The sequence below is a fragment of the Kitasatospora sp. NPDC024654 genome, from assembly GCF_055559155.1.
On record NZ_JBVHLF010000037.1, the window covers coordinates 73,190 to 81,237 of the forward strand.

At 73.3% G+C, this 8,048-nt stretch carries 5 protein-coding genes; 4 read left to right on the plus strand and 1 reads right to left on the minus strand.

The window, feature by feature from the left end; genetic code table 11:
* Positions 1-174 precede the first annotated feature (174 nt).
* Positions 175-1,212, minus strand: a complete 1,038-nt coding sequence (locus tag ACZ38L_RS22135) for a LacI family DNA-binding transcriptional regulator (protein WP_465696181.1) — start codon at positions 1,210-1,212, stop codon at positions 175-177.
* 206 nt (positions 1,213-1,418) lie between these two features.
* Between ACZ38L_RS22135 and ACZ38L_RS22140 the strand changes: the two genes are divergently transcribed.
* From ACZ38L_RS22140 to ACZ38L_RS22155, 4 genes are all read left to right on the plus strand, one after another.
* Entirely contained in the window at positions 1,419-2,156 is a 738-nt protein-coding gene (locus ACZ38L_RS22140; RefSeq protein ID WP_465696194.1) for an ATP-binding cassette domain-containing protein, read from the plus strand.
* Positions 2,153-3,208, plus strand: a complete 1,056-nt coding sequence (locus tag ACZ38L_RS22145) for an ABC transporter permease (RefSeq protein WP_465696183.1) — start codon at positions 2,153-2,155, stop codon at positions 3,206-3,208. Before ACZ38L_RS22140 ends, ACZ38L_RS22145 begins: the two co-directional genes overlap by 4 nt.
* A 71-nt stretch (positions 3,209-3,279) precedes the next feature.
* On the plus strand, positions 3,280-4,275 hold the full coding sequence (locus ACZ38L_RS22150; RefSeq protein WP_465696185.1) for an ABC transporter substrate-binding protein: 996 nt from the start codon (positions 3,280-3,282) through the stop codon (positions 4,273-4,275).
* A 28-nt stretch (positions 4,276-4,303) separates the two neighbouring features.
* On the plus strand, positions 4,304-7,918 hold the full coding sequence (locus ACZ38L_RS22155; protein WP_465696187.1) for a GH92 family glycosyl hydrolase: 3,615 nt from the start codon (positions 4,304-4,306) through the stop codon (positions 7,916-7,918).
* Positions 7,919-8,048 lie beyond the last annotated feature (130 nt).

The window sequence follows — 8,048 nt, forward strand, 5'->3', positions numbered from 1 at the left end:
CCCGGCCGGGGCGCCCCGGGGCGGTGACGACGGTCCGGCCAGGGCAGATGGTGCCGCACCGCCCGGCGACTCGGGACGAGGCGCGGCCGGGGCGCAGCGGGGCATGCCGGCGCATCACCCGTTCGGAGCAGTGGGCCGGGCGGCGGACGGCCGGCGGTCGATCGCCAGCGCGCCTCAGCGGACCGGGAGTTCCCCGCTGCCGCGCGGGATCAGCTGGGTGGGCAGCTCGATCCGCTGGGCGGGACCGCGCTCCCCGGCCAGCCGGCGGAAGAGCAGGTCGGCGGCCATCCGCCCGAGCCGCGCCGGGTCCTGGGCGACCACGGTGACCGGGACGGCCAGCAGGTCGGCGAGTTCGAAGTCGTCGAAACCGACCAGCGCCGGGGAGCGCCGCAGCGCGGCGAGCTCGCGCAGCACGGCGACCGTGGTCCGGTTGTTGCCGCAGACCAGCGCGGTCACCGGGCGCGGACCGGTGAGCATCCGGTCCAACGCCAGCCGCAGGCCCACCGGTTCCGGCCGGCCCATGGACACCCAGGCCGGGTCCACCGGGCAGTCGGCGTCGGCCATCGCGCCCCGGTAGCCGCGCAGCCGCTCGGCGGCGGTGAATATGTCGGGGGCGTCGCCGAGGTAGCCGATCCGCCGGTGGCCCTGTCTGAGCAGGTGCTCGACGCCGGTGCGGGTGCCGCCCGGGTTGTCGGTGAGCACGGTGTCCACGTCCAGGCCGGGCAGGGTGCGATCCACCGTCACCACGGCCGTGCCGGCAGCCACCTCGGCGGCCAGGTAGCCGTGGTCGGCCGCGGTGGGGACGATCACCAGGCCGTCCACCCGCCGGGCGCAGAAGGCCAGCGCCAACTCCCGTTCCCGGGCCGGGTCCTCGGCCGAGGAGCCGGTGAAGAGCAGCGAGCCGTGGGCCCGTGCCACCTCCTCCACGGCCCGGGTGAGCAGCGAGTAGAACGGATCGGCGACGTCCTCCAGGATCAGCCCGACGCTGCTGGTGTGCCGGCCCTGCCGGAGCAGCCGCGCGCCGTCGTTGCGCCGGAAGCCGAGCTGGTCGATCGCCTGGTGCACCCGGGCCGCGGTCGACTCGTGGACACCCGGTTCGCCGTTGACCACCCGGGAGACGGTCTTGAGGCCGACACCGGCGAGCGCGGCGACGTCCTTCATGGTCGGCCGGCCCGCCGTCTCGGGCGCGGAGCGGTCCGTCTGCTCGGTCATCCCGGAGTCCTCTCGACAACGTTGTCAGGTCACAGCCCGGGCCAGCGTAGTTGTTCCAAATCCCCTTGCAAACCTGCTAGCTGACACTTCGTCGAACTCTGTCGGAAGTATTGACAGGGCCGAGCCAACGTGAGTTCATGCCAACCTCGACAACGTTGTCGGAGCAAGGAGGACGGGTGACCGCACCACTGCTCGAAGCGCGCCGGCTGGTCAAGACCTACGGCCAGGTCCAGGCGCTGCGCGAGGCCAACTTCTCGGTGTACCAGGGGGAGGTGGTGGCCCTGATCGGGGACAACGGCGCCGGCAAGTCGACCCTGGTCAAGACCCTGGTCGGTGCCGTCGCCCCGAGCGGCGGGGAGATCCTGCTGGACGGCGAGCCGGTGACCTTCGCCGGGCCACGGGCCGCGCAGGCCCTGGGAATCGAGACGGTCTACCAGGACCTCGCGCTCGCCCCGGACCTGGACGCCGCCGCCAACCTCTTCCTCGGCCGGGAGCCGCGCCGCGGCGGGCTGCTCGGCCCCCTCGGCGTGCTGGACAGGCGCGCGATGCGCACCCGCTCGATCGAGGCCTTCGCCGAACTCGGCGTCCGGCTCAAGGACATCGACGCCCCGGTCGCCACCCTCTCCGGCGGCCAGCGGCAGAGCGTGGCGATCGCCCGGTCGGTGGCCTGGGCCTCCCGGGTGGTGTTCATGGACGAACCCACCGCCGCACTGGGCGTGGTGCAGCGCGAGCGGGTCCTGGAGCTGATCAGGCGAGTCCGCGACCGCGGCGTCTCGGTCGTCCTGATCAGCCACAACATGCCCGAGGTGCTGTCGGTCGCGGACCGCGTCGAGGTGCTCCGGCTGGGGCGGCGGGTAGCCCGGTTCCGGGCCGCGGAGACCTCGCTGGAGGAGTTGGTGGGCGCGATGACCGGCGCCCTGTCGAACGAGGATGATGCAGCTTGAGCGGTATACAGACGTCCGGGAGTCCGCGTCCGGCGGCCGAGTCCGCCGCTCCCCCGGCCCGGTTGGCGCCCGCCGGGCTCTGGCAGCGGGTCCGCGGCGAGAACGCGCTCTGGACCTTCCTGGTGCTCGCCGCGCTGGTGGCGGTCTTCTCCACGCTGCGGCCGAACGCCTTCGCCACCACCTTCGAGTTCCGCAGCATCGCCGTGGAGTCGGCGATCCTGGTGGTGCTGGCGGTGGGCCAGACCTACGTGATCGTCACCGCCGGCATCGACCTGTCGGTCGGCTCGGTACTGATCTTCTCCGGGGTGGTCGCGGTCCGGACCATGAACGCACTGGACGGCGGGCCGCAGGCGGGGTGGGGCGTGATCGCCGCGGGCAGCGCGGCGGGGCTGCTGGCCGGGCTCGGCTGGGGCGCGCTGAACGGGGTGCTGATCACCAAGGCCAAGGTGCCGCCACTGATCGTCACGCTGGGCACCCTCGGCATGGCGCTCGGCTTCGCGCAGATCATCACGCACGGCGTGGACATCGGCAACGTGCCTGCGGCGCTGGCGAATTCGGTCGGCAGCGGCAGCGTGGCCGGGATCCCCTGGCTGATCGTCATCGCGGTGGCGGTGGTCGCGATCGCCGCCTTCGCCCTCGGCGCCACCCGGTTCGGCCGCTACACCCGGGCGATCGGCTCGAACGACGAGGCTGCCGCCCGGGCCGGCATCCGGGTGGACCGCCACCTGATCAAGGTGTATGCGCTCTCCGGCCTGCTGGCCGGGCTGGCCGGGGTACTCAACCTGGCGCACTTCAGCAGCACCACACTCACCAGCGGCACCCAGGACAACCTGAACGCCATCGCGGCCGTCGTGCTCGGCGGCACCAGCCTGTTCGGCGGCACCGGATCGGTGATCGGCACGGTGATCGGCGTCTTCATCCCGGCCGTGCTGCAGAGCGGGTTCACCATCCTGCAGGTGCAGTCCTTCTGGCAGACCGTCGCGGTCGGCGCGGTACTGATCGCCGCCGTCTACGCCGACCAGCTGCGGCGCCGCCGCCGGCAGCGACGCTGACTCCCCGCCGGCAGCGCACCCGACTCCCTCGCACAGCCAGCGCCCTTCGCACAGACAAGGAATCCCTCACCATGCCCCCTGCCTCCGTGTCCTGGCGCTACCTGACGGTCGCGACGGCCGCGACGCTCGCGCTCGGCGCCCTCACCGGCTGCGGCAGCTCCGGCGGGAGCAGCGCCTCCGGTGCCAGGAACATCGCCTTCATCGCGGGCAACACCGGCGACCCCTTCTACATCACCATGAAGTGCGGCGCCGCCGCCGAGGCCAAGAAGCTCGGTGACGGCTTCAGCGCCACCGGCTCGCCCGAGTGGAGCGTGCCGGAGCAGGTCAGCTCGGTGGACAGCGTCGCCGCCAACCGCCCGGCCGGTGTGCTGATCTCCCCGGTCGACCCCAACTCGCTGGCCGGGCCGGTCAGAACGCTGCAGAGCAACGGATCCAAGGTGGCCATCGTCGACACCACGCTCACCGACGGCAGCCTCGGCATCACCCACATCTCGTCCAACAACGTGCAGGGCGGCCAGAAGGCCGCCGACACCATGGCCCAGCTCGTCGGCGGCACCGGCGAGGTGGTGGTGCTCACACCGGACCTGACCACCACGACGACCAACGCCCGGATCCAGGGCTTCAAGCAGGAGCTGGCCGCCAAGTACCCCGGCATCAGGATCGACGACGTCCGGCAGGTCGGCGACACCGCGCAGGGCGCGGCCTCCGCGGTCGGCGACGAACTCTCGGCCCACCCCGGCCTGGTGGGTATCTTCGCCGCCAACTCGCAGACCGGTGAGGGGGTTGGCACCGGCCTGAAGAACGCCGGGAAGCAGGGCAAGGTCAAGGTGGTCTCCTTCGACGCCGGCCCGCAGCAGGTACAGGCGCTGGAGAACGGCACGGTGGACGCGCTGATCTCGCAGGACCCGTACGGGATCGGACAGCAGGCGGTGGAGCAGCTGAACAACGCGCTCACCGGCAAGCCGGTCACCGCCACCATCCAGACCGACCTGGCCAGCATCACCCGCGACAACCTGCACGACCCGTCGATCGACCAGTTCCTGTACAAGGCCAGCTGCAGCTCCTGACCATCCATCAGCTCATCGCCGAGAAGAGGTGGTTGTCCTGTCCCGAACCAGCCCGCCGCGGCCCCGGCGCCGCTGGGCGCTGCTCCTGGCCGGCGTCCTGCTGGCGTCCCCCGCCCTCACCCCCGCGGCCTTCGCGGCGGACCCCACCGCGCTGGTGGCCGATCCGGCCGCGCTGGTCAACCCGTTCGCGGGTACCGGCAGTGGTGGTGACGTGGTCGGCCAGGTCGACACCTTCCCCGGTGCCGACGTGCCGTTCGGCATGCTGCAGTGGAGTCCCGACACCCCGTCCCGGCCGGACGGCGGCGGCTACAACATCGCCGACAGTTCGACCACCGGCTTCAGCCTGACCCACCTCTCCGGGCCCGGCTGCCCCATCGCCGGTGACGTGCCGATCCTCCCGCTGACCGGCGCGCTGCCCGCCGATCCGGGATCCGCCGCCGCGGCCTTCGAGCACAGCTCGGAGCAGGCCCAGCCGGGTTCCTACGCGGTGACGGCGGGCGGGGTGCGCACCCAGCTCGCCGTCACCGCGCGCACCGGGGTCGCCCGCTTCGACTACCCGGCCACCGACCAGGCCCGACTGCTGGTCAAGGTGGCCGACAGCGCCAACGGCAGCTCGGCCGCCTCGTTCCAGACCGTCGGCGACCGCGAGATCACCGGAACGGTGACCAGCGGCCACTTCTGCGGCCAGTCGGACAGCTACACCATCCACTTCGCCGCCCGCTTCGACCGCCCGTTCACCGCCACCGGCACCTGGGGCGGCCAGTCACCCGCGACCAGCACGGTCGACCCGGGCGGCGGCGACGTCACGGTCAACGGCCGACAGCAGGCCGACGCGGCCGGGGACCCGAAGGCCGCCCAGAGCGGCGTGGTGGCCGGCGGCTGGCTCACCTTCGACACCCGGAGCAACCCGGAGGTCGGCATGCAGGTGGCCGTCTCCTACGTCAGCGTGGCCGGCGCCGAGGCCAACCTGACGGCCGAGGCACACAGTTGGAACGTCCAGCAGGTGGCCGCCCAGGCCAGGGGGGCCTGGAACCGGCAACTGCGGACCATCGGCATCGGCGGGGGTACCCGGGCCCAGCAGAGCACCTTCTACACCGCGCTCTACCACGCCCTGCTGCACCCCAACCTGTTCAGCGACGCCGACGGCAGCTACCCGGGCTTCGACGGCGCGGTGCACAGGGTCCCCAAGGGGCATGCGCAGTACGCCAACTACTCCGGCTGGGACATCTACCGCTCGGAACTGCCACTGCTCGCCACCATCGCGCCGGAGGTCACCTCCGACCTGGCGACCTCACTGCTCAACGACGCCGACCAGGGCGGCTGGCTGCCCAAGTGGCCGGTGGCGAACGGCTACACGGGCGTGATGAACGGCGACGCGGCGGACCCGATCCTGGCCGACGCCTACGCCTTCGGCGCCCGCGGCTTCGACGCCGGGCACGCGCTCAGCGCGATGGTGCACGGCGCCGAGGACACCAGCGGCCCGCCGGGCCAGGGCTGGTACGTCGAACGCCCGCACGGCGCCGACTACCTGAGCCGCGGCTACGTGCCCAACGTGGCCGCCGACTCGATCAGCCCGGTGCCCAACGGCGCGTCGGAGACTCTGGAGTACGCGCTCGCGGACTTCTCGATCAACCGGCTGGCCGGCGCGCTCGGCGACCAGGCGATCGCCGCCCGCTTCCTCACCCGCTCGCAGAACTGGGCCAACCTGTTCGACACCGCCACCGGCTACATCCGTCCACGCGACGCCGACGGCGCGTTCCCGCCCGGCCTGCCGGTGCAGACCTCCGGTGGCTTCGGGCAGAGCGGCTTCCAGGAGGGCAACGCGGCCCAGTACACCTGGATGGTCCCGCAGAACCTGCCCGCGCTGATCGCCGGGATGGGCGGCGACCAGGCCGTCAACGCCCGGCTGGACAGCTACTTCGGCCATCTCAACGCCGGGCCCGACCGGCCCTACCACTGGCAGGGCAACGAGCCCGCCTTCGACACCCCCTGGGTCTACGACAGCACCGGCGAACCCTGGCAGACCCAGGCCACAGTGCGGAAGATCATGGACACCCTGTACTCGGCCACCCCGGGCGGCGAGCCCGGCAACGACGACCTCGGCGCGATGAGCTCCTGGTACGTCTGGTCCGCGCTCGGCCTCTACCCGCAGACCCCGGGCGTGCCGGTGGTGGTGCTGGGCAGCCCGCTCTTCCCGCACGCCGTGGTGCACCGCCCGCACGGCCACGACCTGGTGATCAACGCGGCCGGCGCCGGCCAGACCTACGTGCAGGGCCTCAGCGTGGACGGCCGGCCGTCCGGCCGCACCTGGGTCGACCTGACCCGCACCGGCCGGTTGGACTTCCGGCTCGGCGCCGCGCCCAACACCGCCTGGGGCACCGGCGCGGGCGACGCCCCACCCGCCTTCGGGGCCGGCCCGGTGAGCTTCCCGCCCACCAGCCGGGCCGCCGTCAGCGCCGACCCCGGCCAGCTGCGGATCGCCCCCGGCAGCGGCACGCCGGTCAGCGTCCGCACCGACAACTCGGCCGGCAGCACACCCGCCACGGTCAGCTGGCAGGCCGACGTGCCCGCCGGGCTGACCGCCAGTCCGTCCTCGGCCACCGTGACGGCCACCGCCGGTGCCACCGTGGCCACCCCCGTCACGGTGAGCGCGTCCGCCACCACCCCCACCGGCTACTACCGGATCGGCCTCACCGCGCACGCCGCCAACGGCGCGGTGCTGGCCCGCAGCGACCTGCTGGTCACCGTGGCCCGACCCGGGCAGACCATCCCGACCGCCTACGTCACCAACTACAGCGACAACACGGTGACCCCGGTGGACACCCGGACCATGGGCGTCGGCCCGGCCATCCCGGTCGGCAGTGGCCCGGACGGCGCGACCACCGCCGCCGGTCACCTCTTCGTGGCCGACAACAACTCCAACGACGTCACCGTGGTCGACCTGACCAGCAACGCGGTGACCGCGAGGGTCAAGGTCGGCCAGGTCGCCGCCGACGTGGCCGCCACCCCGGACGGCAGGACGGTCTGGGTGAGCAACTACGGCGACGGCACCGTCCAACCGATCGACACGACCACCCTGACGGCCGGTCAGCCGATCAGGGTCGGCGGCCAGCCCGAGCGGCTGCGGGTGCGCCCGGGCGGACAGGAGCTCTGGGTGGCCGACCAGGGCGACGGCACGGTCAGCGTGGTGGACCTGGCCACCCGCACGGTGACCCACACCATCGCGGTCGGCGCGGCGCCCTTCGGGGTGGCCTTCACCCCGGACGGCAGCCAGGCCTACGTGACCGACAACGGCTCCGGCGCGGTCTCGGTGATCGACACCGGTAGCTACCAGGTCGTGCGCACGGTCCCGACCGGTGCCGGGCCGGAGTACGTCGCCGTCAGCCCGGACGGGCGGACCGCGTACGTCGCGGCGAACGGTGCCGGCGGGCTCACCCCGGTCAGCACCGCCACCGGCACCCCGGGACCGCTGATCCCGACCGGCAGCGGGGCGTACGCGTTGGCCTTCGCCGCCGACGGGCGGACCCTGTGGACGGTGGACTCCAACGCCAACGAGATCCGGCCCGTCAACACGGTGACCGGCACTGTCGGCCCGTCCGTCACGGTCGGCAACGTGCCGGACGGGATCGCGCTGACCCCCTGACCAACCTGCCGGCCAAGGCGCCGAGCTGGTCACCCCGGCCCGGGGGGGGGGGGGGGGGGGGGGGGGGGGGGGGGGGGGGGGGGGGGGGGGGGGGGGGGGGGGGGGGGGGGGGGGGGGGGGGGGGGGGGGG

Coding starts and splice junctions, on each gene's coding strand:
- ACZ38L_RS22135 (WP_465696181.1), bottom strand. CDS start 1,212: ATGACCGAGCAGACGGACCGCTCCGCGCCCGAGACGGCGGGCCGGCCG.
- ACZ38L_RS22150 (WP_465696185.1), top strand. CDS start 3,280: ATGCCCCCTGCCTCCGTGTCCTGGCGCTACCTGACGGTCGCGACGGCC.